Genomic DNA, 25,925 nt, shown 5'->3' with positions numbered 1-25,925 from the left:
GCAGGGTCTTCCACCTGGGAGGCGGTGGATGCGCTTGGCGACATCCACCCTGCGGTTGCGTCAGTCCAGCAGCGCGATGGCGGTCGGTGCGTCCGTGCCACGCTGGGCCAGTTCCTCGAACTCGTTGACGGCGTTGATCTCGGTGCCCATCGAGATGTTGGTGACGCGCTCGAGAATGATCTCGACGACCACCGGCACGCGGTGCGTCTCCATCAGGCGCTGGGCCTCGGCGAAGGCGTTCTGCAGTTCGTTCGGGTCGAACACGCGGATCGCCTTGCAACCCAGTCCCTCGACCACGGCGACGTGATCGACGCCATAGCCCTTGAGTTCGGGCGCGTTGATGTTCTCGAACGACAGCTGCACGCAGTAATCCATCTCGAACCCACGCTGCGCCTGGCGGATCAGGCCGAGGTAGGAGTTGTTCACCAGTACGTGGATGTACGGCAGGTTGAACTGCGCGCCGACGGCCAGCTCTTCGATCATGAACTGGAAGTCGTAGTCGCCCGACAGCGCGACCACGCGGCGGCTCGGGTCGGCCTTGACCACGCCGAGTGCTGCCGGAACGGTCCAGCCCAGCGGACCGGCCTGGCCGCAGTTGATCCAGTGGCGCGGCTTGTACACGTGCAGGAACTGCGCCCCGGCGATCTGCGACAGACCGATGGTGCTGACGTAGCAGGTGTCCTTGCCGAAGAACTCGTTCATCTCTTCATAGACGCGCTGCGGCTTGGCCGGCACGTTGTCGAAGTGAGTCTTGCGCTGCATCGTGCGCTTGCGCTCGCGGCAGGCCTCGACCCAGGCACTGCGGTCCTTCAGCTTGCCGGCCGCCTGCCATTCGCGGGCCACGGCGATGAAGGCATCGAGCGCGGCACCGGCGTCGGAGACGATGCCGAGGTCGGGGTTGAACACCCGGCCGATCTGGGTCGGCTCGATGTCGACGTGGATGAACTGGCGGCCCTGGGTGTAGACCTCGACGGTCCCGGTATGGCGATTGGCCCAGCGGTTGCCGATGCCGAACACCAGGTCCGATTCGAGCAGCGTGGCGTTGCCGTAGCGGTGCGAGGTCTGCAGGCCGACCATGCCGGCCATCAGCCGGTGATCGTCCGGGATGGTGCCCCAGCCCATCAGGGTCGGGATGACCGGCACGCCGGTGATTTCGGCGAACTCGACGAGCTTGTCCGAGGCATCGGCATTGATGATGCCGCCGCCGGCGACGATCAGCGGACGTTCGGCCGCGTTGAGCATCGCCAGCGCCTTCTCGGCCTGGGCGCGGTTCGCGCTTGGCTTGACCAGCGGCAGCGGTTCGTAGGCCTCGATGTCGAATTCGATCTCCGCCATCTGCACGTCGAACGGCAGGTCGATCAGCACCGGACCGGGGCGGCCGCTGCGCATCTCGTAGAAGGCCTTCTGGAAGGCGTAGGGCACCTGGCCCGGCTCGAGCACGGTGGTCGCCCACTTGGTGACCGGCTTGACGATGCTGGTGATGTCGACTGCCTGGAAGTCTTCCTTGTGCATCCGGGCACGCGGCGCCTGGCCGGTGATGCACAGGATCGGGATGGAGTCGGCGCTGGCCGAGTACAGGCCGGTGACCATGTCGGTACCCGCCGGGCCGGAGGTGCCGATGCACACGCCGATGTTGCCGGGGTTGGTGCGGGTGTAGCCCTCGGCCATGTGCGAGGCGCCTTCGACGTGGCGGGCGAGCACGTGGTCGATTCCGCCGATTTTCCGCATCGCCGCGTAGAACGGGTTGATCGCGGCGCCAGGGATGCCGAACGCGGTGTCGACGCCTTCGCGGCGCATGACCATGACCGCTGCCTCGATTGCTCTCATTCGTGCCATGACACTAGCTCCTGTTTTTATTCGATAGCTTTTCTATGTGGCTGAAGCATGACGGGCTGGAATGCGGGACGGAATTGGCCGAGACTTCAGTTCTGCCAATACCTGAGGTATCGAATGGACCGTTACACCACGCTGCGCAGCTTCGTGCTGGTCGCCGAGAGCGGCAGCTTCGCCGCCGCTGCGCTCAAGGAAGGGGTGACACCGGTGGTCATGGGTCGACGGCTCGACGCGCTGGAGCGCCACCTGGGCGTCAAGCTGATGCATCGCTCCACGCGCGGGCTGTCGCTCACTGACCTCGGTGAGCAATACCTGGAGCGCGCCCGCGGGCTGCTACGCGAGTTCGACGAGGTCGATGCGAGCATCGGCGAACACCGCACGGCGGTGCGCGGGCACCTGGTGGTGTCGGCGCCGGCGGCGTTCGGGCGACGCCATGTCGGGCCGCACGCACCGGCGTTCCAGGCGCGGTTTCCCGATGTGCAGCTGTCGTTCAACTTCACCGACAGCGTGGTCGACCTGGTTCGCCACGGCTATGACATGGGCATCCGCATCGGCGAGGTCACCGACCCCAACTACGTGGCGCTCAAGCTGTTCCCCAATCGCCGGGTGGTCTGCGGCTCGCCCGGCTACTTCGCCGTGCACGGCACGCCGCGGACGCTGGAGGCGCTGACCCAGCACAACTGCCTGGCCTTCAACCTGCAGGGTGGGCAGCAGCGCGGCTGGACCTTCCTGCGCGACGGCCGGCAGGTCGCGATCCGCGTGGCCGGCAACCTGGATTGCAACGATGGCGAGCTGCTGTTCGACTGGGTCAAGCAGGGGTTGGGCATCGGCTGGCGCTCGACCTGGGAGATCCAGGCGGCGCTGAAGCGGGGCGAGCTGATCACCGTGCTCGACGAGTACGCCTTGCCGGCATACGACATCCAGGCGGTCTACCCGCAGCAGCGCTATCTACCGGCGAAGGTCCGGTTCTTCATCGATCACCTCAAGGCGATCTACAACGCGCCCGGCTATTGGGAAACCGGCTGAGCGGCGCGCTCCCGGATCTCGCAGCCCTTGAGAACCAGCCGGATGATGGTCTCGGCGGCGGCTTCGTAGTCCGAGTCGTCCAGCGAGGCTTTGCCGGTGACGGTGGTGATCTGCCAATCGAAATCGGCGTAGGTCTGGGTCGCAGCCCAGATGCTGAACATCAGGTGGCGCGGATCGATCGGCGCCATCAGTCCTTCGTCGATCCAGCCTTGCAGGCGGGCAATGTTGTGGTTGGCTTGCGCGTTGAGCTGCGCGACGCGCTCGTGCGACAGGTGCGGAGCGCCGTGCATGATCTCGTTGGCGAAGACCTTCGAAGCGCAGGCGTGATCGCGTGAGATGCGGATCTTGGCGCGAATGAACGCGCGCAGGACATCGCCCGGTTCGCCCGGCTGGTTGAACGGCTCGGCGGCGTCCAGCAGCGGCTCGATGATGGTCTCGAGCACCTCGCGGTAGAGGTTTTCCTTCGACTTGAAGTAGTAGTAGACGTTGGGCTTGGGCAGCCCGGCGCGCTGGGCGATGTCACTGGTCTTGGTGGCGGCGAAGCCCTTCTCGGCGAACTCTTCGCTGGCAGCTCGCAGGATCAGCTCTTGGTTACGCTCACGGATGCTCGACATGGGGCCTTTCGGGTTCGCGGCCACCGGGTCGGTGGCGGACGCGGCATGCTAGCACCGGGCTTCCGCGCCGCTCAAGGCAGAGGGTTCGCCCGTCCGGTAGGCGGAACTGACTGGCGACCCGGCCTGTCGGGTAAGACAGGTGGCCGCGATGCCGGCCGTGTGTTCGAACCCTCGGAGGAAAGCGAGATGGATACCAAAGACACCATCAAGGTATTGAACGACCTGATCGAAACCAGCCTCGACGGCGAAAAGGGCTTCCGTGACTGCGCCGAAGACCTGAAAGACCCCAGCCTCAAGACCACCATGACGCAGCGCGCCCAGGAGTGCGCCAGCGCCGCCACCGAGTTGCAGCAACTGGTCCGCTCCCTCGGCGGCAAGCCGGAAGACGACGCCAGCACGGCCGGCGAGCTGCATCGTCGCTGGGTCGACCTCAAATCCGCCCTGACCGGCAAGGACGACAAGGCCATCCTCAACGAATGCGAACGCGGCGAAGACGTCGCCAAGAAGCGCTACAAAGAAGCCCTCGAGAAAGACCTGCCCGCCAACATCCGGTTGGTCGTCGAAAAGCAGTACCAGGGCGTGCTGCGCAATCACGATCAGGTGAAAGCCCTGCGCGACATGGCACGCGCCAGCTGATCGGGCCCCGCAGGTAAGAAACGCCGGCTGAATGCCGGCGTTTCGTTTTCTGGTCATCGTCGGCCAGCCGTAGGGTGCATTCGCGAAGCGATGCACCGGTGCGGAGGCGGCATTGGTGGCCCAGGCGGATGGTTCGCGCGCTCCTGGATCCGTCTTACGTCGCTGGGCAAGGAAAGGTGAGCCTGAAGGTGCCTCGCGCGGTGGAGTGATCCGTCGATGCCTGCTTCGGCTCGCGGACACCTGCCGGTAGGGCATACCGCCCCGCCATGCGAACAGGGGAGTCCGTAGGAGCCAGCTTGCTGGCGATCAGGTTATGCACAATGCTGACGTGCCTAATAGCTGTAATGATCTCCAACCCACCGATGTACCGAGTGCCGGGCCTGCTGCGAGCCGTGAGTCCGCTGCCCGGATCGCCAGCAAGCTGGCTCCTACAGGTGAGCTGTGCTGAGCCGTTGGCGCAGGGGCGAGGCGCGAACGCCCGCCCAGCCGTAGGGTGCATTCGCGAAGCAATGCACCGGTACGCGGAGGTGGCACTGGCGGATTGTTCGCTGCGCTCCTGAATCCGCCCTACGAGAACTACGAAGGAGGCAATAAAAAAGCCCCGGGTTTTCACCTCGGGGCTTGGAAGTTGGCTCCGCGACCTGGACTCGAACCAGGGACCCAATGATTAACAGTCATTTGCTCTACCGACTGAGCTATCGCGGAACAACGGAGCGCATCCTACTGTTTAGAAAGGAGAAGTCAACCCCGAGGCGATCACAGGATCTGCACGATCGCGTCGGTGATGTAGTCGAGGTTGCGGCGATTCAGCGCAGCGGCGCAGATGCGTCCGGTACCGACCGCGTAGACCCCGAACCGCTCCCGCAGGGCGTCGACTTGCTCGGCGGTCAGGCCGGAGTACGAGAACATGCCGCGCTGACGGCTGACGAAGCTGAAGTCCTGGCGGGCGCCCTTGGCGCGCAGTTGTTCGACCATCGCCACGCGCATCTCGTGGATGCGGTTGCGCATTTCACCCAGTTCCTCTTCCCACAGGGCGCGCAGTTCGGTGCTCGACAGTACGCTGGCAACGATGGTGGCGCCGTGGGTCGGCGGGTTGGAGTAGTTGGTGCGGATCACGCGCTTGACCTGCGACAGCACGCGTGCCGACTCCTCGCGGCTGGCGGTGACGATCGACAGGGCGCCGACCCGCTCGCCGTACAGCGAGAAGGATTTGGAGAACGAGCTGGACACGAAGAACGACAGCCCGGCCTCGGCGAACAGGCGCACCGCGGCGGCGTCTTCCTCGATGCCGTCGCCGAAGCCCTGGTAGGCGATGTCGAGGAAGGGCACGTGGTCGCGCTCCTTGAGGACCTCGACCACGGCCTTCCAGTCGTCCAGGGTCAGGTCGACGCCGGTCGGGTTGTGGCAGCAGGCATGCAGCACGATGACCGAGCGCGCCGGCAGCTGGCGCAGGTCCTCGAGCATCCCGGCGCTGTCGACGCCGCGGGTGGCGGCATCGTAGTAGCGGTAGTTATGGACGGCGAACCCGGCGTTCTCGAACAGGGCACGGTGGTTCTCCCAGCTCGGGTCGCTGATGGCCACGATGCTGTCGGGAAGCACACGCTTGATGAAGTCCGCACCGACCTTCAGGGCGCCGGTGCCGCCGAGCGCTTGCGTGGTCACCACGCGGCCATCGGCCAGCAGGCTGGAGTCGGCGCCGAACAGCATCTTCTGGACGGCGGCGTCGTAGGCGGCGATCCCTTCGATCGGCAGGTAGCCGCGCGGCGCCTGGGCGGCGAGACGGGCCTTCTCCGCTTCGACGACCGCGCGTAGCAGCGGCACGCGGCCTTCTTCGTTGTAGTAGACGCCCACGCCCAGGTTGACCTTGTTCGGCCGCGGGTCGGCATTGAAGGCTTCGTTGAGGCCGAGGATCGGGTCGCGCGGCGCCATTTCGACAGCAGAGAATAAACTCATGGGGGCAGGGCTCGAAGATGAGGGTGGAGAAGCGGGCAACACCCGGAAGCGATCGACCGTTCGGCGAGATGCTGCGCGTCAGGGTTGAAATCGGTGGCAGGACCCTCATAAAGGGGAAATCGCCAAGGTTTCAACGGCCCGCGAATCAGCGTTCGCGGCCTGTGCGTCTGCACGCCTGCCCGGTGCTGGGGCGGTGCTCAAACGGGGCGGTAGTATAGCGGCCATGTCTGCCTGCTGCGAGACGTGGGCCGGCTATTTATGCGGTCATCGGGCGGCTCGTCGTGCGGTTTCTCCGCCGTGCGATTCGACCCTGCGCCGGGTTCCGTCCGCCAGGCATCGGTCCGCGCCTTTGCATGACCGCGCCTTTGCATGAGAGGTATCGATGTCCACGTTCGAACTGGTCACACGTTTCAAGCCAGCCGGTGATCAGCCCGAGGCGATCCGCCAGATGATCGAGGGGCTCGAAGCCGGCCTTTCGCACCAGACGCTGCTCGGCGTGACGGGCTCGGGCAAGACCTTCAGCATCGCCAACGTGATCGCGCACGTGCAGCGGCCGACGCTGATCCTCGCCCCGAACAAGACGCTGGCCGCGCAGCTGTACGGCGAGTTCAAGTCGTTCTTCCCGAACAACGCCGTCGAGTACTTCGTCTCCTACTACGACTATTACCAGCCGGAAGCCTACGTGCCGTCGTCGGACACCTTCATCGAGAAGGATGCCTCGATCAACGACCACATCGAGCAGATGCGCCTGTCGGCGACCAAGGCGCTGCTGGAGCGCCCGGACGCGATCATCGTCACCACCGTGTCGTGCATCTATGGCCTGGGCGATCCGCAGTCGTACCTGAAGATGGTGTTGCACGTCGACCGCGGCGATCGGCTCGACCAGCGCGAACTGCTGCGCCGCCTGACCGGCCTGCAGTACACGCGCAACGACATGGATTTCGCCCGGGCGACCTTCCGCGTGCGCGGCGACGTGATCGACATCTTCCCGGCCGAATCGGACCTAGAGGCCATCCGCATCGAGCTGTTCGATGACGAGGTGGAGAACCTTTCGGCCTTCGACCCGCTGACGGGCGAGGTCATCCGCAAGCTGCCGCGCTTCACCTTCTACCCCAAGAGCCACTACGTGACGCCGCGCGAGACGCTGCTCGAGGCGGTCGAGCGCATCAAGATCGAGCTCAAGGATCGCCTCGACTACCTGCGCAGCGAAAACAAGCTGGTCGAGGCCCAGCGCCTCGAGCAACGGACGCGCTTCGATCTAGAAATGATCATGGAGCTCGGCTATTGCAACGGCATCGAGAACTACTCCCGCTACCTGTCCGGCCGAGCGCCCGGCGAGGCGCCGCCGACGCTGTATGACTACCTGCCGCCCAACGCGCTGCTGGTGATCGACGAGTCGCACGTCTCGGTGCCGCAGGTCGGCGCAATGTACAAGGGCGACCGATCGCGCAAGGAAACGCTGGTGGAATATGGCTTCCGCCTGCCATCGGCGCTGGACAACCGGCCGATGCGCTTCGACGAATGGGAGGCGATCAGCCCGCAGACCATCTTCGTCTCGGCGACGCCCGGCCCGTATGAGGAAGAGCATGCCGGGCGGGTGATCGAGCAGGTCGTGCGGCCGACCGGGCTGGTCGACCCGCAGGTGGAGATCCGTCCGGCGCGCACCCAGGTCGATGATCTGTTGAGCGAAATCCGCAAGTGCGTCGCCGCCGAGGAGCGGGTGCTGGTGACCACGCTGACCAAGCGCATGGCCGAGGACCTGACCGACTACCTGGGCGATCACGACGTCAAGGTGCGCTACCTGCACTCGGACATCGACACGGTGGAGCGGGTCGAGATCATTCGCGACCTGCGTACCGGCGCCTTCGACGTGCTGGTCGGCATCAACCTGCTGCGCGAGGGGTTGGACATGCCCGAGGTGTCGCTGGTGGCGATCCTTGATGCCGACAAGGAAGGCTTCCTGCGCTCCGAGCGCTCGTTGATCCAGACCATCGGTCGCGCGGCACGCAACCTCAACGGCCGGGCGATTCTCTATGCCGATGCCATGACCGGCTCGATGCAGCGCGCCATCGATGAAACCGAGCGGCGCCGGGAAAAGCAGCTCGCCTTCAACGAGGCCCACGGCATCGTGCCCAAGGGCGTGAAGAAGGACATCAAGGACATCCTCGAAGGCGCGGTCGTCCCCGGTGCGCGCAGCAAGAAGCGTCGCGGCGAGGCCAAGGCGGCCGAAGAGGCGGCGCGCTACGAGAACCAGCTGCGTTCACCGAGCGAGATCACGCGCCGTATTCGCCAGCTCGAGGAGAAGATGATGGAGTTCGCGCGCGACCTCGAGTTCGAGGCTGCCGCGCAGACACGCGACGAGATCCAGAAGCTGCGGGAACGGTTACTGCAGGTCTGATGCCACCGGCGGCCATCGTCCAGCGCGAACGGCAGCGACCGCCAGAAGCGGCGGTCGCAGATCGCGCCAGATGCGGGGCTCGTCAGCGCACCACGCGTGCGATCGAACGGGCGAGGGCATCCAGTCGTTCGGCGTCCAGCCCGGCCACGTTGGCGCGCCCGGTTTCGAGCAGGTAGACGGCGTCTTCGGCGCGCAGCCGGCGGACCTGTTCGGCGGTGAGCCCGGTGTAGGAGAACATCCCGCGTTGCTCGGCGATATGCGCGAAACCTTCGCTCAATCCGTAGGGCTCGAGCGCCTTCACCAGGCCATGGCGCAAGGTCACGATACGCTGGCGCATGCCTTCCAGCTCCTCTTGCCAGCAAGCGCGCAGGTGCTCGTCGGCAAGGATCGTCGCGACCACGGCAGCGCCGTGATTGGGCGGCGTCGACCACAGGTTGCGTGCCAGCGAGGCCAACTGGCTGCGAACGGCGGCGAGCGCGTCGGGGTTGCTCGCGATCACCAGCAGGCCGCCGGTGCGCTCGCGGTAGAGCCCGAAATTCTTCGAACAGGAGCTGGTGACCAGCACTTCCGGCAGCGCTTCGGTGAACAGCCGGACGGCGTAGGCATCCTGCTCCAGGCCATCGCCGAAGCCCTGGTAGGCGAGGTCGAACAGCGGCAACAGCTCCCGCGAGCGCACGATGTCCAGCACCTGTCGCCAGTCCTCCGGGGCGAGGTCGAACCCGGTCGGGTTATGGCAGCAGGCGTGCAGCAGCACCACGTCGCCGATGGGAACCTCGTTGAGCGTCGCCAGCATCGCAGGGACGTCGAGTCGGTTGTCGGCACCGACGTACGGGTAGTGCGCGACGGACAGGCCGGCCGCGGCGAACAGCGTCTCGTGGATCGGCCAGGTCGGGTCGCTCAGCCAGATGCGGCGGCCGGGCAGGCACGTCGCGATGAAATCCCCGGCCAGCCTGAGCGCGCCGGTGCCGCCGGGCGTTTGCGTCATCCCGGCGCGCTGAAGGAGCGCCGCGTCGTCACCGAGCACCAGGCGCGTTACCTGCTTGCCGAAATCGGCATCGCCGTGGCCGCCGACGTAGGCCTTGGTCGACTCCTGATCGACCAGCCGTTGCTCGGCCTGCTTCACCGCGGCGAGCACGGGCGTGAGCCCGAAGGCGTCGCGGTAGACGCCGACGCCGAGGTCCAGCTTCGCCGGGTTGGGATCGGCACGGAAGGTTTCCATCAGGCCGAGAATCGGGTCGCCCGGCACGCGCGCAACGGCGTCGAACTGCTTCACTTGCGGCCCTCCGCCGTGGCGGCGACCTCATCGGTACGGGCGGCCATGATGAAGTCGTTGCGGTGCAGGCCCTTGATCGAGTGGCTCCACCAGGTCACGGTCACCTTGCCCCACTCGGTCAAAAGGCCGGGGTGATGGCCTTCGGCCTCGGCAATCTCGCCCACGGCATTGGTGAAGGCCAGCGCGTGCTTGAAGTTCTTGAACAGGAAGACCTTCTCCAGCTCCATATGGCCGTCGCGGGTCTCGATGTTCCAGTCGGGGATCTGCTTGATCAGCGCCGCCAGCTCCTCGTCGGAGACTTTCGGCGCGTCGGCGCGGCAGGCTTCGCAGTGGGATTGAGACAGGGCATTCATGGTACGGATCCTTCTGTTTTTCAGATCGAAGATAGTGAGCCAGTGTAGGTAAACGGGAGCTGGCGATTGGGTCCCCGTAGGGTGGGCTTCAGCCCACCTTCGGGTTGCGAGGCGCTGGAGGCCTTTGGCAACGAACGCCCGGCCGCTTCACGGCGCTCGTTCCCTCGCGCGGGCTTTTGGTGGGCTGAAGCCCACCCTACGCCGCCTTGGGCGGGAACTTCGGTGCGTGCAGGCCCAGCTGCATGGCGCGGCGTACCAGCGCCATGATGTCCTGCTGCGCGACGTCGAACAGGGCGTGCAGCTCGGGGAGCACGAAATACAGCGGCTGCAGGATGTCGATCCGGTAAGGCGTGCGCATCGCTTCGAGCGGGTCGAACGGCTGGTGCTCGGGTTCGTCGGACAGGCTGTAGACCGTTTCCTTGGGTGACGACAGGATGCCGCCGCCGTAGATCTTGCGTCCGGCCGGCGTGTCGACGAGGCCGAACTCGATGGTCATCCAGTACAGCCGCGCGAGGTACACGCGCTCTTCCTTGGTCGCCTTGAGGCCGAGCTGGCCGTAGGTGTGGGTGAACTCGGCGAACCAGGGGTTCGTCAGCAGCGGGCAGTGGCCGAAAATCTCATGGAAGATGTCCGGCTCTTGCAGGTAGTCCAACTCTTCGGGCGTGCGGATGAAGGTCGCGACGGGGAATCGCTTGCTGGCCAAGAGCTCGAAGAAGGTCTGGAAGGGGATCAGCGCCGGCACCCGAGCCACTTGCCAGCCGGTGCTCGCTTCGAGCACGCGGTTGATTTCACCGAGCTGCGGGATGCGGTCGTGCGGCAAGGCGAGCTGCTCGATGCCGTCGAGATATTCCTGGCAGGCGCGGCCTTCGATCACCTTGAGCTGGCGCTCGATCAGCGTCCGCCAGACGGCATGTTCGGCATCCGGGTAGTGGATGTGGCCACGCGCGTCCGGTTCGCGGGCGACGTACTGAGTGGTTTTCATCGGACCTCCTGGCATCGCCGGGGCTGTTGTTCTTGTCGATACCCTCATCTGACCGCAATCGCGCCTTCCTTGGGCAATGAACGCGAGCGGCAGAAGGCGTCGGGTTGGGCTGATTGTGTAAGGTTTCATTTACAGACTTCCCTGGGTCGGCGCCTGAGCCGTCCGTGGCCAGTGCCGCTGTAAACAATCGCTGACGGATTTTTTGCCTGAAGACCAGCGAGGCCACCGCGAACGGGGTGGAGGTTTCGCCGCCTGGCAAGGCCGTTGCGCTGCTACAGTGGATTCCATTGCCGGCGCCCGCCTCGCCGACCGCCGCTGCCAAAGGAGATGCGCATGCACATCGTGATACCCGACGACTACCAGAACGTCATCCGGTCGCTGGATTGCTTCGCCCGGCTTGCCGACCATCGCGTCACGCTTCACCACGACCCGGTGACCGATCGCGATGTGCTGGCCGAGCGCTTCGCCGATGCCGATGCGCTGGTGCTGACCCGCGAGCGCACGGTGATCGACGAGGCGCTGCTGGCCCGGTTGCCGCGGCTCAAGCTCATCAGCCAGACCGGGAAGGTGGCGGCGCACCTGGATGTCGACGCCTGCACCCGTCATGGCGTGGCGGTCATGGAGGGTCGCGGCTCGCCCATCGCGCCGGCCGAGCTGACCTGGGCGCTGATCCTGATGGCGCGCCGCAAGCTGCTTCCGGCGATGCAGGGGCTGTATGGCGGGCAATGGCAGGTCAACCTCGGCGACCGGCTCTGCGGTCAGACGTTGGGGATCTGGGGCTACGGCAAGATCGGCCAGCGGCTGGCGCGCTACGCCCAGGCGTTCGAGATGCCGGTGCTGGTATGGGGCAGCGATGAGTCGCGCGCGGCGGCCGAGCGCGATGGCCACCGGGCCGCCGGCAGTCGCGAAGCCTTCTTCGCCGAGGCCGATGTGTTGAGCCTCAATCTGCGGCTGTCCGAGCGCACGCTGCACATCGTCGGTGCCGACGACCTTGCGCGGATGAAACCGAGCGCCTTGCTGGTCAACACCAGCCGTGCGCAGCTGATCGCACCGGGCGCACTCCTTGCCGCGCTGGACAAGGGAAGGCCGGGCTACGCGGCGCTGGATGTGTTCGAGCAGGAACCGATGACCGATCCCCAGCACCCGCTGCTGCGCCATCCGCGCGTGCTGTGCACGCCGCACCTTGGCTACGTCGAGCGGCAGGGGTACGAGCTGTACTTCGGCGATGCCTTCGCCAACGTCCTGGACTTCTTCGAGGGCAAGCCCTGCACCTTCGCCAATCCGGGGGTCGAGCGTCGACCCGGGTGAGTGGTGGCTTGGGATCGTGAAACGGGTGCGGCAGTCCCTGCGGAAAGGGCAGCCCAAGGTTGTCCGACGTACTTTTGCGAGGTAAACGCCATGCAGCGGCATCGTGGCCTGGCGGATTGTTCGCTGCGCTCCTGAATTCGCCCTACGGGTTTGGCATCGTCGGGTGATCTGATCGCCAGCAAGCTGGCTCCTACAGCTAAGCGCCGCGATTTGGGCTTTTTCGTAGGAGCGAGCTCGCTCGCGAAGCGGGACACGTACGGCGGTGCGGATTCGCGACCAAGGTCGCTCCTACGGGAGCGGGGTGGCTATCCGGTGGCTGAGCGCGCATTCCGCGCAGCGATCAGGCTGTAAGACGGGCGTTACGGCATGGCCGTTTTGCCGGCTGGGGCGCTGTGATTCGCTTGTCGAGCGGCGGATTCGTCAAATAGGCTTGACGGCCTGGCCTTGCTGCCAGTCCCGATAACAACAAGACGGTCCTCCCTTCGTGCGAATCCGCATTCTTTGTCAGAACCGCGTGGGCATCCTGCGCGACATGCTCGACCTGTTGGTCGACTACGGCATCAACGTCGCCCGCGGCGAGGTGGGTGGCGAACACGGCAACGCAGTCTATCTGCATTGCCCCAACCTGATGAATCTCCAGTTGCAGGCCCTGCGGCCAAAGATCGAGGCGCTGCCTGGCGTCTTCGAGCTGCGTCGCGTCGGGCTGATGCCCAGCGAACGACACCACATGGAGCTGAACGCCTTGCTCGGCGCGCTGGAGTTTCCGGTGCTGTCGATCGACATGCACGGCAGCATCGTCGCGGCCAACCGCGCCGCGGCGCAGTTGCTCGGTGTCCGGGTCGACGAGGTGCCGGGCATCAGCCTGTCGCGTTATGCCGAGGACTTCGACGTACCGGAGCTGGTGCGCGCCAACCGCGCGCGCATCAACGGGTTGCGCGTGACGATCCGAGGCGACGTGTTCCTGGCCGACATCGCGCCGCTGCAATCCGAGCATGAAGACAGCGAGGCGCTGGCCGGTGCCGTCCTCACGCTGCACCGCGCCGACCGCGTGGGCGAGCGCATCTACCAGGTGCGCAAGCAGGAACTGCGCAGCTTCGACAGTATCTTCCAGAGCTCCAGGCGCATGGCCGCGGTTGTGCGGGAGGCCCGGCGCATGGCGCCGCTGGACGCACCGCTGCTGATCGAAGGCGAGACCGGCACCGGCAAGGAGCTGCTGGCTCGCGCCTGCCACCTGGCCAGCCCGCGCGGCCAGTCGCCGTTCATGGCGCTCAACTGCGCCGGCCTGCCCGAGTCGATGGCCGAGACCGAGCTGTTCGGCTACGGCCCCGGTGCTTTCGAGGGCGCTCGACCGGAGGGCAAGCTGGGGCTGCTGGAGCTGACGGCCGGCGGCACGCTGTTTCTCGACGGGGTCGGCGAGATGAGCCCGCGCTTGCAGGCCAAGCTGGTGCGCTTTCTGCAGGATGGCGGCTTTCGGCGGGTCGGCAGCGACGAAGAGGTGTACCTGGACGTGCGGGTCATCTGCGCCACGCAGCAGGATCTGTCCGAGCTGTGCGCGCGCGGCGAGTTTCGCCAGGACCTGTATCACCGGCTCAACGTGCTGTCGCTGCAGATTCCGCCGCTGCGCGAGTGCCTCGATGGCCTGGAGCCGCTGGCCCGGCACTTCGTCGATCAGGCCAGCCGGCAGATCGGCTGTGCGCTGCCGCAACTGTCCGCCGCCGCGCTGCAACGGTTGGCCGGCTACCACTGGCCGGGCAACGTGCGTCAGCTGGAAAACACGCTGTTCCAGGCCGTTTCCCTGTGCGAAGGCGGCGTGATCGAGCCCGCGCACATCCGCCTGCCGGATTACGGCGCGCCGCAGCCGCTTGGCGAGTTCGCGCTCGATGGCAGCCTGGCCGAGATCGTAGGGCGCTTCGAGAAGGCGGTGCTGCAAAGCCTCTACGCGCAGCACCCGAGCAGCCGCCTGCTGGGCCGCCGCCTCGGTGTTTCGCACACCACGATCGCGAACAAGCTGCGCGATCATGGCATCGGCGCCCCGCGGGAAAACGGCTAGCGCGCGGTCGGAAGGCGCGGGGGCGGCGGCCCCCGCGGATCGCAAGGCTCGATCAGGCCAGCAGATCGGTGCCCAGCTGGATGGCGACCCACACGGCGAGGATCGTCGCCAGGCCAAGGGCGATGTTCTCGAGCAGGTTGTTGCGGTAGTCGCCCAGCAGCTTCTTCTGGTTGGACATGATCAACAGGCCGATGGAGATGATCGGCAGGCCGACGATGTTCAGGGCGTTCACGCCGATGGTCAGGGTGACGAAGTCGGGCATGCCCGGCAGCGACCAGACCAGGGGCGTCACCAGGATGAACAGCATGAACCACTTGTGCAGCGGATCGTTCTGGAACTTGTCGCCGTAGCGTGCGCGGCGGGACGGCGCCGAGTAGTGCAGGGCGTCGGTGATCAGCATCGGGAAGGCCGTGGTCTTGCCCACCACACTGGCGAACAGGGTGGCGAACACGCCGATGAAGAACACGTACCAGCCGGCCGGGCCGAAGAACATTTCCAGCGCCGCACCCAGGTCATCGAGCGTTTCGACCTTCAGCCCGTTGGGCCGGAGGATTTCCGCACCGACCACCCAGATCGCCAGGTTGATCACGATGCCGACGAACACCGCGAACAGCAGGTCGTTGCGCTGGATGCGCTTGTGCTGCGGACCGGTCCAGCCCTTTTCCTTCATGACGTAGGGGTGCACGAAGTTGGCGATCGAGCCGGCCACCGCGCCGATCACCGAGACCGCCACCAGCAGGGCACCGTGCACGCCCTGGTCGCTTGGAATGCTGAAGCCGAAGGTGCCGGAAATGATGCCGCCGACATCCGGCCCGGCCATCAGCGCGAGCGACAGGAACGCCAGGGTCATGATGGCCAGCAACACCTTCATCACCCCTTCGATCAGCGAATAGATGCTGCGGCCAACCACCAGCCAGACGCCGATCACCACCGCGACCGAGCAGAGCAGCGGACGGTCGATGTGCAGCAGGGTGGCGAGGGCTTCGCCGGCGCCCTTGATCATGTAGGCGTTCATCAGGTGCCCCATGAGCAGCGCGTAGACGAACATGAACCAGGCGAACGCCGGGTGGAGCCGGGCGTAGCCGCCAAGGATGGTCATGCCCTGGTTATTGCAGAGCTGGAAGCGCGCAATCATGTTGACGATCAGAAAGCGCAGCAGCAGCGAGCCGGCCAGCACCCACATCATCGCGTAGCCGTAGTTGGCGCCGGCGACGGACGAGGTGATCAGGTCACCGGCGCCGAGCCAGGACAGGACGGCGATGATGCCGGGGCCGAGCAGTTTGGCGATCTTGCCCAGGCGTGAGGTGGAGGGAGCGGGCGCAGCTTTGGCGATGACGTCCGAACGGGCCATGGAGGGTTCTCCGAATTTGTTGTTGTAGATCGGAAGCGGCGTTAATGACGTAAGACATCATATGACTTGGGGCGTTGCAAGGCGTCTTGGCGCTTTTTTCGCGCGTCTGGCTCGGCGAAATGTAACAGGCACCACAATGTGGGATCAGCCGCTCTGGAACGCCTGTTTTGCTGGCTTTTTGATGGCTTTTGCGGCGGTGTGAGACGCGTGCAGGCGCGCGCTGAACGACACGCTGAGTCATGTGGCGATAGCCCGTGGGTAAGGCGGTGCATTGCTTCGCGAATGCACCCTATGGGGCGGGGCGCCGCCGGGGAGCGACAGTCATACGATCACTCCGAGCAATCACAGCCGTCTGCCAATGCGATGCCTGGCAACGCCCTGGCTCGGCGGACCCGCGTCCTCGGCATGGCGGTGGCGCGACCGGAGGGCCGCGGCCCGCGGTCAGCGCTCGATCATTTCCCGCACCCGCTCGGCGAGCGTATCGACGGAAAAGGGCTTGGTGATCATCTCCATCCCCGGCTCGAGAAAGCCGCTAGCCAGGGTCGCGTTTTCGGCGTAGCCGGTGATGAACAGCACCTTGAGGTCGGGCCGGTCGGCGCGGGCCTGATCGGCGAGCTGGCGGCCGTTGAGGCCCGGCAGGCCCATGTCGGTGATCAGCAGGTCGAGGTTGGGGTGCTCCTGCACCATGCTCAGGCCCACCAGCCCGTCGCCCGCTTCCAGCGGCCGATAGCCCAGGTCATGCAGGACCTCGACGATCAGCGCGCGTACCACCGGCTCGTCCTCGACCACCAGGACGCTTTCGCCCTGGAGGCTGCGGTTGTCGCTTTGGCTCGCCTCGCTCGGCGCGTCCGGCTCGACCTCCGCATGCGCGCGCGGCAGGTAGAGCTTGACCGTCGTGCCCTGGTCGACTTCCGAATAGATCCGCGCGTGGCCCTCGGACTGCTGGGCGAAGCCATAGATCATCGACAGCCCGAGCCCCGTGCCCTGGCCGACCGGCTTGGTGGTGAAGAACGGATCGAAGGCGCGCTCCACCGTCTGCGGCGTCATGCCCGTACCGGTGTCGGTGACCGAGACGCACACGTACTGCCCCGGCTTGAGCGTGCGAAAGCGCGCCGTGTAGGTGCGGTCGAGGTGGGTGTTGCAGGTTTCGATCACCAGCCGTCCGCCGTCGGGCATGGCGTCGCGCGCGTTGATCGCCAGGTTGAGGATGGCGCTTTCGAGCTGGTTCGGGTCGCAGCGGGTCGGCCACAGGCCGCCGGCCAGCACCAGCTCCATGTCGATGGTTTCGCCCAGGGTGCGGCGCAGCAGCTCCTCCATCGCCTGCACCAGGCGGTTGGCATCGACGGTCTTCGGGTCCAGCGGCTGCCGGCGGGCGAAGGCCAGCAGGCGATGGGTGAGGGCGGCGGCGCGGTTGGCCGAGGTCATCGCCGCGTTGTGGTAGCGCTCGATGGCATCGAGCCGGCCCTGGGCGATGCGCACCTGCATCATGTCCAGCGAGCCGACGATGCCGGTCAGCAGGTTGTTGAAATCGTGGGCGATGCCGCCGGTGAGCTGGCCGATGGCGTCCATCTTCTGGGCCTGGCGCAGCGCTTCCTCGGCCTGCAGCAGGGCCTGGGCCTGCTCCTTCTCGGCGCTGATGTCGCGGCCGACCGCATGGATCAGCCCCTCGTCCGGGACGGCGATCCACGACAGCCAGCGGTAGCTGCCGTCGCGATGCCGGTAGCGGTTCTCGAAGCGAGGGGTGATGGCGCCGCTCGCCAGCCGCGCGGCTTCCAGGCGGGTGACCTCGAGGTCGTCGGGGTGGACCAGCTCCAGAAAGCTGTGGCCGACCAGTTCGTCCTGGCGCCAGCCAAGATGCGCCTGCCAGGCCGGGTTGACCGCCGTGATGGTGCCGTCGAAGCGTGCCACCAGCATCATGTCGGTCGACAACCGCCACATGCGGTCGCGGTCGGCGGTACGTTCGGCGACCTGGGTCTCGAGCGTCTCGTTCAGCGTGCGCAGGGCCTGCTCGGCTTCGAGTCGCTTGAGAACGGCACCGGCCGAGCGAGCCAGGGCCTCCAGGGTGGCGACTTCCTCGGCCCCGGATTCGTGCCGCTCGCGCCAGTAGGCACCGATCGCGGCCAATGCCTCGCCGTCGATGACGATCGGCACCATCACCAGGCTACGGACGAAGGTCGGTTCGTACAGCTCCGGCAGCAGCCGCTCGTCCCGGGCCACATCCACGACCACGGCGGTCTGCCGGTGCACCATCGACCAGCCGGAGATGCACGACATCAGCGGGAAGCGGCGACCCTTCCACAGCGGAACGGAGGTGACTTCGCTGGCATAGAAGCACTGGTCGCCCTCGCGCAGCACCACCGCCACGCCGTCGGCGCCGCAAAGCCTGCGCGCGGCATGCGAGACGCTGGACATCAGGTCTTCGAGGTGATGCGCGGCGGGGGCTTTCTCGATCGCTTCGGAGAGAATGCTCAGCCGCTCGTTGCGCGCCTGCGCCAGCGCCTCGGCCTGGCGACGCTGGTCCACCTCGCGTTGCAGGTCCCGGAACAGCCGCGCGTTGTCGATGGCGATCGCCGCCTGCCCGGCGATGCCGGTCAGCAGGTGCTCGTGCTCCTCGCTGAACATGGCGGGCGCTTCATGGCCGAACAGCAGCCCGCCGAGCACCTCGCCGGAGCGCGAGATCACCGGCACGGCTAAATAGCTGCGCACCGGCAGATGACCGCGCGGCATGCCGTGGTGCGGCGCGCTCTTGCCGTAGCGGGGGTCCTGGGTGATGTCGTCCGAGCGCACCACGCCCTGGCCCGTGAAGGTCTGCCCGAATACGGCGGTGTTGCGCGGCATCGGGAAGCGCGAGAACGCCTCGCGCGGTGCGCCCGAGAGGGCATAGAGGGTGTAGCGCTCGCCCTGGGGGTCGACCACGTTGTAGAAGAAGGCGCCGAACTGCGCGCCGCTCAGCGCGACACCCGCGTCGGTGGCCTCCTGCACGAGCTTGTCCAGGTCCAGCTCGGCCGCCAGGCGCGCGCCGACCCGGTTGAGGATGCGCAGCCGGTTGGTCTCCAGGCGCAGCGCCTCCCGAGCGGCTCGGTGGCTGGAGATGTCGATGTGCGCGCCGATCCAGCCGGTGATCCGGCCCTCGTCATCGAATTGCGGCGTCGAGCTGATGGAGAACAGGCCCCAGCTCCCGTCGCGCCGGCGTACCCGGCACTCGACACGGTAGGCGCGGCGCTCGGCGATCGCGGCTTGCCAGTCGGCCATGGCCGAACGGATATCGCCGGGGTGCACCGCCTGCGTCCAGCCCAGGCCTCGGTATTGCTCGAAGGTCTGGCCGGTCAGCGCCTCCCAGCCGGGTTGGGGCGTGTCGACTTCGCCGTTGGCATCGGTGACCCAGACGATCGACTTGACCGATTCGGTCGGCAGCTCGATGTGCGCCTGGTGGGCCGGTGCGGGCGCGGCGTCCTGGTGTCCGTAGGTGATGTCGCGCATCCGTACGTGAAGGCGCTCGGGGTTGCCGCTGTCGTCCAGGCACGGGCCGATCCGTACGTCCCACCAGCGTTTGCCGAGCGGCGCAAGCTCGACCTGTCCCTGGAAACGCGTGCTGGCGCCGTGGCGCGCGGCGGCGACGGCGTTGCGCGCTTCGAGCCGGTCCTCCGGACACCAGAATTCGAGCCAGTCGAGATCGGCGATGGGCGCGCCTTCGTCGAGCCCGAGCAGGCGCCTGGCCCCTTCGCTGAGGTAGCGGAGCCTGCCCTCGAGATCGAGCAGCAGGCTGGCGCCCTGCGCCGCCTGATCGGGCGGATGGGCCGCGCGGCCCTGCTCGCGCGCGACTTCCAGCGCCAGCCGCCGCTCGGTATGGTCGCGGGCGACCTTCACATAGCCGATCAGCGTGCCGTCGGGCTGGCGCAACGGCATGGTTTCGCCCGCCGACCAGAACTCGCTGCCGTCGCCGCGCAGGTGCCAGCGCTCGTCCAGGGCACGGCCGCTGATCAGCGCCAGGTGCCGCTCTTCCTGCGGGCGGCCGCTGCTGCGGTCCTGCGGGGTGAAGAGCCGGTCGATCGGCTGCCCGAGGATGGCCTCGCCCGACCAGCCGAACACGCGGGCCGCGCCGGTGTTCCAGAAGGTGATCCGCCCGGCCAGGTCGGTGGCGATGATGGCGTAGTCGGTGATGCTCTCCAGGATCGCGCATGGCATGCCGTCGAGGGCCGGGAGGGGCGATGGCGGCAGCCGGGAGTCGGTGGATTCGTCCAACGGAATTCTCGCGTGTGCGTACGACAGGTTTCCGCACGGCCTGCAAGGCGGCGGGGCCACTGCAGCTGTGAACATCGCGTGACGCGGCCGGTTCCGGCCGTGCGACCGGCTGCGCAGCACGCCGTCGTAAAGCCGGCTCAGCACTCGATAATGTTGACGGCCAGCCCGCCGCGCGCGGTTTCCTTGTACTTGCTTTTCATGTCGGCGCCGGTCTGGCGCATGGTGCGGATCACCTTGTCCAGCGAAATGAAATGCTGGCCGTCGCCTCGCAAGGCCATGCGCGCGGCGTTTATCGCCTTCACCGAGCCCATCGCGTTGCGCTCGATGCAGGGCACCTGCACCAGGCCGCCGACCGGATCGCAGGTGAGCCCGAGGTTGTGCTCCATGCCGATCTCGGCCGCGTTCTCGACCTGCTGCACGCTGCCGCCCAGCACTTCGCACAGTGCGCCGGCGGCCATCGAGCAGGCGACGCCCACTTCGCCCTGGCAGCCGACCTCCGCCCCGGAGATCGACGCGTTCTCCTTGTAGAGAATGCCGATGGCCGCGGCGGTCAGCAGGAAGCGGACCACGCCGTCGTCGTTGGCGCCGGGCACGAAGCGCGCGTAGTAATGCAGCACGGCCGGCACGATGCCGGCCGCGCCATTGGTGGGGGCGGTGACCACGCGGCCGCCGCTGGCGTTTTCCTCGTTGACCGCGAGGGCGTAGAGGTTGACCCAGTCGAGCACGCTGAGGGTGTCGCGCAGCGCCGCTTCCGGGCTGCTGCTGAGCTGGCGGTACAGCCCGGCAGCACGGCGCTTGACCTTCAGCCCGCCCGGCATGGTGCCCTCGTTGCGGCAGCCGGCGGCGACGCAGTCCTGCATGACCCGCCAGATATTCAGTAACCCGGCGCGCGTTTCGGCTTCCGGGCGCCAGGCGGTTTCGTTGGCCAGCATCACCTGGCTGATCGAGAGATCCTGCGCCGCGCAGTGCGCAAGCAGCTCCCGCGCGGTCGTGAAGGGGTAGGGCAGCGGCGTCCGGTCCTCGACGATGCGGTCGGCGCCGGCGGCCTGCTCGTCGACCACGAAGCCGCCGCCGACCGAGTAGTAGTCGCGCGAGCGCAACTGGATGCCGGCGCCATCCAGGGCGCGGAAGGTCATGCCGTTGGGGTGGTAATCCAGCGGTTTGCGGATGAACGCCAGGTGCTCTTTCTCGATGAAGCGGATCGACTTCTCGCCCAGCAACCGCAACTCGCCGTTGCCGCGGATGCGCTCCAGCCGCGCCGGAATGGTCGCCGTGTCGATGCGGTCGGGCTGCTCGCCTTCGAGCCCCAGCAGCACGGCCTTGTCGCTGCCGTGACCCTTGCCGGTCGCGCCGAGCGAGCCGTACAGCTCGACACGTACCGCCTGGGTCTCTTGCAGCAGGCCGTCGCGCGCGAGGCCCTCGACGAAGCGCGCGGCGGCGCGCATCGGGCCGACGGTGTGGGAGCTGGAGGGGCCGATGCCGATCTTGAACAGGTCGAAAACGCTGAGTGACATGCTGACGCTCTTGCCGAAACGATGGAGGCGCGCGCTGCGCCTCCTGGGTTCCTACAGCGTAGACCGCCAATGCGCGGGCAGCGGCCCGAAGGCTGCCGCGCGCGTAGCCTCAGGGCGTCGTCGGCCGGACCCAGGGCTTGGCCTCGAGGCTGTTGTGTACGGCGGTCGCCGCCTGTGCCGCATGGCCGACCGCCACGCTCATCTGCTTGAGGCCGGTCACCACGTCGCCGATGGCGAATAGTCCGTTTACCGAGGTTTGCAGATGGTCGTCGACGATCAATGCGCCGTCGCCGTCATGCCGCGCGCCGAGCTGGACGGCGAGGTCCGAGCGCACCCGGGCGCCGAGGTTGGGGTAGAGCACGTCGAAGCGATGGGCGTGGCCGTCGTCGGTGATCGTCTCGATCCCGCCCGCCGGGAGGTGGCGAACGGTCGTCAGGTCGCCTTCGACATAGGCGATGCGGTAATGATCGAGCAGGCCCAGCGCCTCGGCCGGTGGCGGCGGATCGCGCCGGGCGATGACGGTGACGCGGTCGGTGAAACTACGCAGGAACACGGCATGACCGATCGCGCACTCGGCTTCGCCATAGACCGCCACGTCGTGGCCGTTGACTTCGTAGCCGTCGCAGATCGAGCACAACCGCAGCGCACCGGCGGCGATCGCCTCGGCGGCGTTTTCCATCGGCGGCAGGGTGTCTTCGATGCCGGTTGCCAGAATCACCCGGCGCGCGACGCAGCAGCGGCCGGTGCCGTGCTCGATCTCGAAGCCGACCCGGTGCGGGCGTATGGCCTGCACCACGCCGTCTTCGATGCGCGCGCCATAGCTGCTGGCCTGGTCGCGCAGGCGCTCGATCAGCGCCTTGCCGGAAATGCCCGGCGGGAAGCCCGGATAGTTGTGCGACGTGGGGATCAGCGCCGCGCGGCTGCATCCGCCGTCGACCACCAGGCAACTGCGGTTGAAGCGGGCGAGGTAGACGGCGGCCGTCAGGCCGGCGGGTCCGGCGCCGACGATCAGGCAATCGAAGTCGGCATCCGGTACCCGTGGGGGTGGCGGTTCGTTGACGCGGTTCGGGTCGTTCATGCGGCTCATCCGGTGGGTAGCTGATGGGCAATAGAAGCCGGGTAAGCCGGGGGAGTTCGCCGCAGCCGATGAAGCGTCCGGTGCGAAACTGAGAGCTGGTTCCGCCTTCGCAGCTTGTGTCGGGCGGGGCGATCCCCAACACTTTCACACCGTTCCGTTCGTGAGCCAGCTCACACCGGACGGCTCTATTCCAAGAACGCCAGGCGGGCGATCGCCCCGACCTGACGCGCGCCGTGGAGCGGCGCTGAATCGAAAAACGCACACAAGGAAGCGGCGCCCACAAGGCGCCGGCTTTTTTCATTTCCGGGGGCCTCATGCTCAAGTCCTGTTTCACCACGGCGATCATCTCGCTGGCCATTCTGTTCGTTCCGGTCTCGCAGGCCGCCGAACCCATCGTCATCAAGTTCGCCCACGTCGTCGCTGAAGATACGCCCAAGGGCAAGGGTGCGCTGCTGTTCAAGAAGCTGGTCGAGGAGCGCCTGGCGGGCCAGGTGAAGGTCGAGGTCTATCCGAATTCGACGCTCGTCGGTGATGCCGACGAAATGCAGGCGCTGCTCGACAACAAGGTGCAGATGCTCGCGCCCTCGCTGTCGAAGTTCGACAAGTACACCAAGCAGCTGCAGGTGTTCGACCTGCCGTTCCTGTTCGACGACGCCGAAGCGGTCGCCCGCTTCCAGCGCCGCGAGAAGAGCCGCGAGCTGCTGCGTTCGATGATTCCGCATGGCATCTATGGCCTGGCGTACTGGAACAACGGCCTCAAGCAGCTTTCCGCCACCAAGGCGCTGCACACGCCCGAAGACGCCAACGGCCTGGCGTTCCGCATCCAGTCCTCGGCGGTCATCGAGGCCCAGTTCAACGCCGTGCAGGCCAAGGGCGTTCGCCTGCCGTTCGCCGAGGCGTTCAAGGCGCTGCAAAGCGGCCAAGTGCAAGGGGCGGAGAACCCCTGGTCGAACATCGCCAGCCAGAACATGCACACGGTCCAGCCGTTCATCACCGAGAGCAACCACGGCGTGCTGAACTACATGCTGATCACCAACGGCACCTTCTGGAACAGCCTGACCTTCGCCATGCGCTCGGAGCTGGAGGGCATCATCCTGGAAGTCACCCAGGCGGTGAACAAGGAAGCAGAAGCCCTGAACCGTCGTGACCGCGACCGCATCCTTGCCAGCGGCACCAGCAAGCTGGTCACCCTGTCGCCTGAAGAACGCGACGCCTGGCGCCAGAAGATGGTGCCGGTGTGGAAGAGTTTCGAGGAAGAGATTGGCGCGGACGTCATTCGTGCGGCGTTGACGGTCAATCGTCGCCACTGATGGGGTTGGTACGCCGGGGGCGTGAGCGCTGCCCCCGGTGGTGCGCGGGTTGCGCTGCACGGCGCGTAATGTTTCGTAAGAGCCCGCTTGCGGGCGATGCTCTTGTCGTTGTTTCTGGGCATCTCGACCGGCGTTTTGAACGCCGCGCTTTCCTCGGCCCGGCCTACAGCTTGCGCCCTGCACGGCGCGTCACTTTCTCTTGTCTCGCCAAGAGAAAGTAACCAAAGAGAAGGCGACCCCTGCATCCGGCCCCGGCTTTGCCGGGGTCCCCTCGCTCCGGTGCCGCTCCAGGGGCCCGCCACGAAGGGCCATCCATGGCCCTCGCGGCTTTCGCGGCATCCATGCCGCTCAACCCCCTCCACGACACCTGCGCTTGGCCTGCTGATGGGGCGAATTGGTGTGGCCTGTTGGTTTTGGTGTGGCAAAGCCAGAAAGCGAAGCTGTTGTGGTCTTGAACGGGACAACTACACGTAGGGTGCATTCGCGAAGCAATGCACCGGTTTCACATCGGCGATGTCCCCGGCGGATTGTTCGCTTCGCTCCTGAATCCGCCCTACGTCTGTGAGGCAGCAATCATCCAAACGTCAGCCACCGTAGGGTGGAAAACCGCAACGCGTTTTCCACCGCTTGCACGGCGATGAAGCCTTTACCTGGCTGACCACATACCGGTGTCCGTCGCTCGACTGGTACGACTTTCGATCTCGCCTTTTGCAAAGGCACCCCAACCATCAAGCCACTCGGACCAACCCCCTTTCATCCGGCCGAACGCAGGCGTTGCGCAGGGGGACGCGAGGCAGGACGCCGAGCGAGGCGCGGCGGGACAGGGATGTCCCGTCGCGACGTGCCCCCGGAGCGGCGCCGGAGTGAGGGCAGTCTGGCTGCGTAGCAGTCAGACCCGGATGATGGGGCGCGTTTTCTTTTGCTTACTTTTCTTTGCCGCGCGGCAAAGAGAAGTGAGACGCCGTGCAAGGCGCAACCTGTCGTCCGAGCCGAGGAAAGCGCGGCGTCCGAAGCTCCAGATCGTGAAGCCAGAAAGCAAAAGCATCGCCCGCAAGCGGGCTCCTACAGTTCTTGCCGTGCAGGGCGCAACCTGATGGCCGGGCCGTGAAAGCGTGGCGTCCGAAACACCTCAAGTCGAGATACAAGCGTGGGCTTCAGCCCACCGCCTGTCCTCTGGTGGGCTGAAGCCCACCCTACGAGGGAACGCACCGGCCCCTACCCCCACCCCTCCAACCGCATGGTCGCCCGCACCAGCCGCTGCTCTTCCTGCTCGATCTCCTTCATGTTGTCGCGAATGCTGGCGATATGGTCGCGAGCCGCGCGCTGCGCCTGGTCCGGCAGGCGGCCGATGACCGCGTGGTACAGGCGCGAATGCTGGCGATCGATCTGCCGCTTCTGCACCGGCCGGTGGTAGAGGTTGTTCACCGAGGCGAACACGGTCGACAGCATCAGGTCGGTCAGCGATTGCAGGGTGTGCACCAGCACCGGGTTGTGCGAGGCCTCGCAGATGGCCAGGTGGAAGGCGTGATCGAGGCGGGCGTGCTCGCGCGGATCGCTGACCTCGGCCGAATGGGCGGCGAGCATTTCCTCGTAGCGGCGGCGCAACAGGACGAAGTCCGCCTCGGTGCCCCGCAGCGCCGCCAGCCGGGCCGATTCGGCCTCCAGCAGGCCGCGCACCTCCAGCAGGTCGTAGAGGGTGCGGGGTTGCGAGCTGAACAGGTGCATCAGCGGGCTGGCGTCCTGGGTGCCGGAAAGCCGCGCGACATAGGAGCCGCGCCCCTGCGCCGTCTCGACGATGCCGCGTCCGCGCAGCACCCGCAGCCCCTCGCGCAGGGCCGAGCGGGAGATGCCCAGCTTTTCGCACAGGCGCCGTTCGGAGGGCAGGGCCTGGCCGACCTTGAGCACGCCGTCGACGATCAGGCGCTCGATCCGCTCGGCGACCACGTCGGCCACCTGGCGGCGTTCGGGCAGGGTTTCGGTCAGCATCGAAGTCACCTCTGACTG

At 66.6% G+C, this 25,925-nt stretch carries 17 protein-coding genes and 1 tRNA gene; 6 read left to right on the top strand and 12 right to left on the bottom strand.

The features are described 5' to 3' along the window. Positions 1 to 60: 60 nt before the first annotated feature. Positions 61 to 1,836 carry a glyoxylate carboligase gene (gcl, locus tag D7325_RS05495; RefSeq protein ID WP_120994524.1) on the bottom strand — a complete coding sequence of 592 codons (1,776 nt, stop codon included), beginning with the start codon at positions 1,834 to 1,836 and terminating at the stop codon, positions 61 to 63. A 114-nt stretch (positions 1,837 to 1,950) separates the two neighbouring features. Between gcl and D7325_RS05490 the strand changes: the two genes are divergently transcribed. Continuing rightward, positions 1,951 to 2,859, top strand: coding sequence for a LysR family transcriptional regulator (locus D7325_RS05490; protein WP_120994523.1), 909 nt, complete (start codon positions 1,951 to 1,953; stop codon positions 2,857 to 2,859). Here D7325_RS05490 and D7325_RS05485 read toward each other — a convergent pair. After that, a complete protein-coding gene (locus D7325_RS05485; RefSeq protein ID WP_120994522.1) occupies positions 2,841 to 3,473 on the bottom strand; it encodes a TetR/AcrR family transcriptional regulator in 633 nt (210 codons plus the stop codon). The genes D7325_RS05490 and D7325_RS05485 overlap by 19 nt on opposite strands. A gap of 186 nt (positions 3,474 to 3,659) precedes the next feature. Between D7325_RS05485 and D7325_RS05480 the strand changes: the two genes are divergently transcribed. Further along, a complete protein-coding gene (locus D7325_RS05480; protein ID WP_120994521.1) occupies positions 3,660 to 4,109 on the top strand; it encodes a PA2169 family four-helix-bundle protein in 450 nt (149 codons plus the stop codon). Between the two features lie 629 nt (positions 4,110 to 4,738). Here D7325_RS05480 and D7325_RS05475 read toward each other — a convergent pair. Together D7325_RS05475 and D7325_RS05470 are read right to left on the bottom strand one after the other, a co-directional pair. Beyond that, positions 4,739 to 4,814 (bottom strand) — tRNA-Asn (locus tag D7325_RS05475). 51 nt (positions 4,815 to 4,865) lie between these two features. Continuing rightward, complete coding sequence (locus D7325_RS05470) at positions 4,866 to 6,062, bottom strand: amino acid aminotransferase (RefSeq protein ID WP_120994520.1); 1,197 nt, start codon at positions 6,060 to 6,062, stop codon at positions 4,866 to 4,868. A 382-nt stretch (positions 6,063 to 6,444) separates the two neighbouring features. Here D7325_RS05470 and uvrB point away from each other — a divergent pair, with 382 nt between their 5' ends. After that, positions 6,445 to 8,460, top strand: a complete 2,016-nt coding sequence (gene uvrB / locus D7325_RS05465) for an excinuclease ABC subunit UvrB (RefSeq protein ID WP_120994519.1) — start codon at positions 6,445 to 6,447, stop codon at positions 8,458 to 8,460. 82 nt (positions 8,461 to 8,542) lie between these two features. Here uvrB and D7325_RS05460 read toward each other — a convergent pair whose 3' ends face one another. The 3 genes from D7325_RS05460 to phhA form a co-directional block, all read right to left on the bottom strand. Next, positions 8,543 to 9,733 carry an amino acid aminotransferase gene (locus D7325_RS05460; protein ID WP_120994518.1) on the bottom strand — a complete coding sequence of 397 codons (1,191 nt, stop codon included), beginning with the start codon at positions 9,731 to 9,733 and terminating at the stop codon, positions 8,543 to 8,545. Continuing rightward, entirely contained in the window at positions 9,730 to 10,086 is a 357-nt protein-coding gene (locus tag D7325_RS05455) for a 4a-hydroxytetrahydrobiopterin dehydratase (RefSeq protein ID WP_120994517.1), read from the bottom strand. Before D7325_RS05455 ends, D7325_RS05460 begins: the two co-directional genes overlap by 4 nt. A gap of 196 nt (positions 10,087 to 10,282) precedes the next feature. Further along, complete coding sequence (gene phhA / locus D7325_RS05450; RefSeq protein WP_120994516.1) at positions 10,283 to 11,068, bottom strand: phenylalanine 4-monooxygenase; 786 nt, start codon at positions 11,066 to 11,068, stop codon at positions 10,283 to 10,285. A gap of 333 nt (positions 11,069 to 11,401) precedes the next feature. Between phhA and D7325_RS05445 the strand changes: the two genes are divergently transcribed. Beyond that, entirely contained in the window at positions 11,402 to 12,376 is a 975-nt protein-coding gene (locus D7325_RS05445) for a D-2-hydroxyacid dehydrogenase family protein (RefSeq protein WP_120994515.1), read from the top strand. 484 nt (positions 12,377 to 12,860) lie between these two features. Beyond that, complete coding sequence (locus D7325_RS05440; RefSeq protein WP_120994514.1) at positions 12,861 to 14,426, top strand: sigma-54-dependent transcriptional regulator; 1,566 nt, start codon at positions 12,861 to 12,863, stop codon at positions 14,424 to 14,426. A 52-nt stretch (positions 14,427 to 14,478) separates the two neighbouring features. On the opposite strand, the gene D7325_RS05435 is transcribed toward D7325_RS05440, so the two are convergent. The 4 genes from D7325_RS05435 to D7325_RS05420 all read right to left on the bottom strand — a co-directional run bounded on the left by D7325_RS05435 (position 14,479) and on the right by D7325_RS05420 (position 22,611). Beyond that, positions 14,479 to 15,777: an Nramp family divalent metal transporter gene (locus D7325_RS05435; protein ID WP_120994513.1), complete on the bottom strand. Its 1,299-nt coding sequence runs from the start codon at positions 15,775 to 15,777 to the stop codon at positions 14,479 to 14,481. Between the two features lie 441 nt (positions 15,778 to 16,218). Beyond that, the gene (locus tag D7325_RS05430) at positions 16,219 to 20,019 is read right to left on the bottom strand and encodes a PAS domain S-box protein (protein WP_162988007.1); all 3,801 of its coding nucleotides are present in this window, start codon (positions 20,017 to 20,019) and stop codon (positions 16,219 to 16,221) included. Positions 20,020 to 20,156: 137 nt separating this feature from the next. After that, a complete protein-coding gene (locus D7325_RS05425) occupies positions 20,157 to 21,533 on the bottom strand; it encodes an L-serine ammonia-lyase (protein ID WP_120994511.1) in 1,377 nt (458 codons plus the stop codon). A gap of 109 nt (positions 21,534 to 21,642) precedes the next feature. Continuing rightward, positions 21,643 to 22,611, bottom strand: a complete 969-nt coding sequence (locus D7325_RS05420) for an NAD(P)/FAD-dependent oxidoreductase (protein ID WP_120994510.1) — start codon at positions 22,609 to 22,611, stop codon at positions 21,643 to 21,645. A gap of 314 nt (positions 22,612 to 22,925) precedes the next feature. Between D7325_RS05420 and D7325_RS05415 the strand changes: the two genes are divergently transcribed. Next, entirely contained in the window at positions 22,926 to 23,921 is a 996-nt protein-coding gene (locus D7325_RS05415; RefSeq protein ID WP_120994509.1) for a TRAP transporter substrate-binding protein, read from the top strand. A gap of 1,215 nt (positions 23,922 to 25,136) precedes the next feature. On the opposite strand, the gene glcC is transcribed toward D7325_RS05415, so the two are convergent. Further along, positions 25,137 to 25,907 carry a transcriptional regulator GlcC gene (glcC, locus tag D7325_RS05405; protein ID WP_120994507.1) on the bottom strand — a complete coding sequence of 257 codons (771 nt, stop codon included), beginning with the start codon at positions 25,905 to 25,907 and terminating at the stop codon, positions 25,137 to 25,139. Positions 25,908 to 25,925: the final 18 nt, after the last annotated feature.

It is taken from the genome of Stutzerimonas urumqiensis (genome assembly GCF_003640395.1).
Classification (GTDB): domain Bacteria; phylum Pseudomonadota; class Gammaproteobacteria; order Pseudomonadales; family Pseudomonadaceae; genus Stutzerimonas; species Stutzerimonas urumqiensis.
Note: the sequence above shows the minus strand (reverse complement) of the source record. Positions and strands in the feature narration are given on the sequence as shown.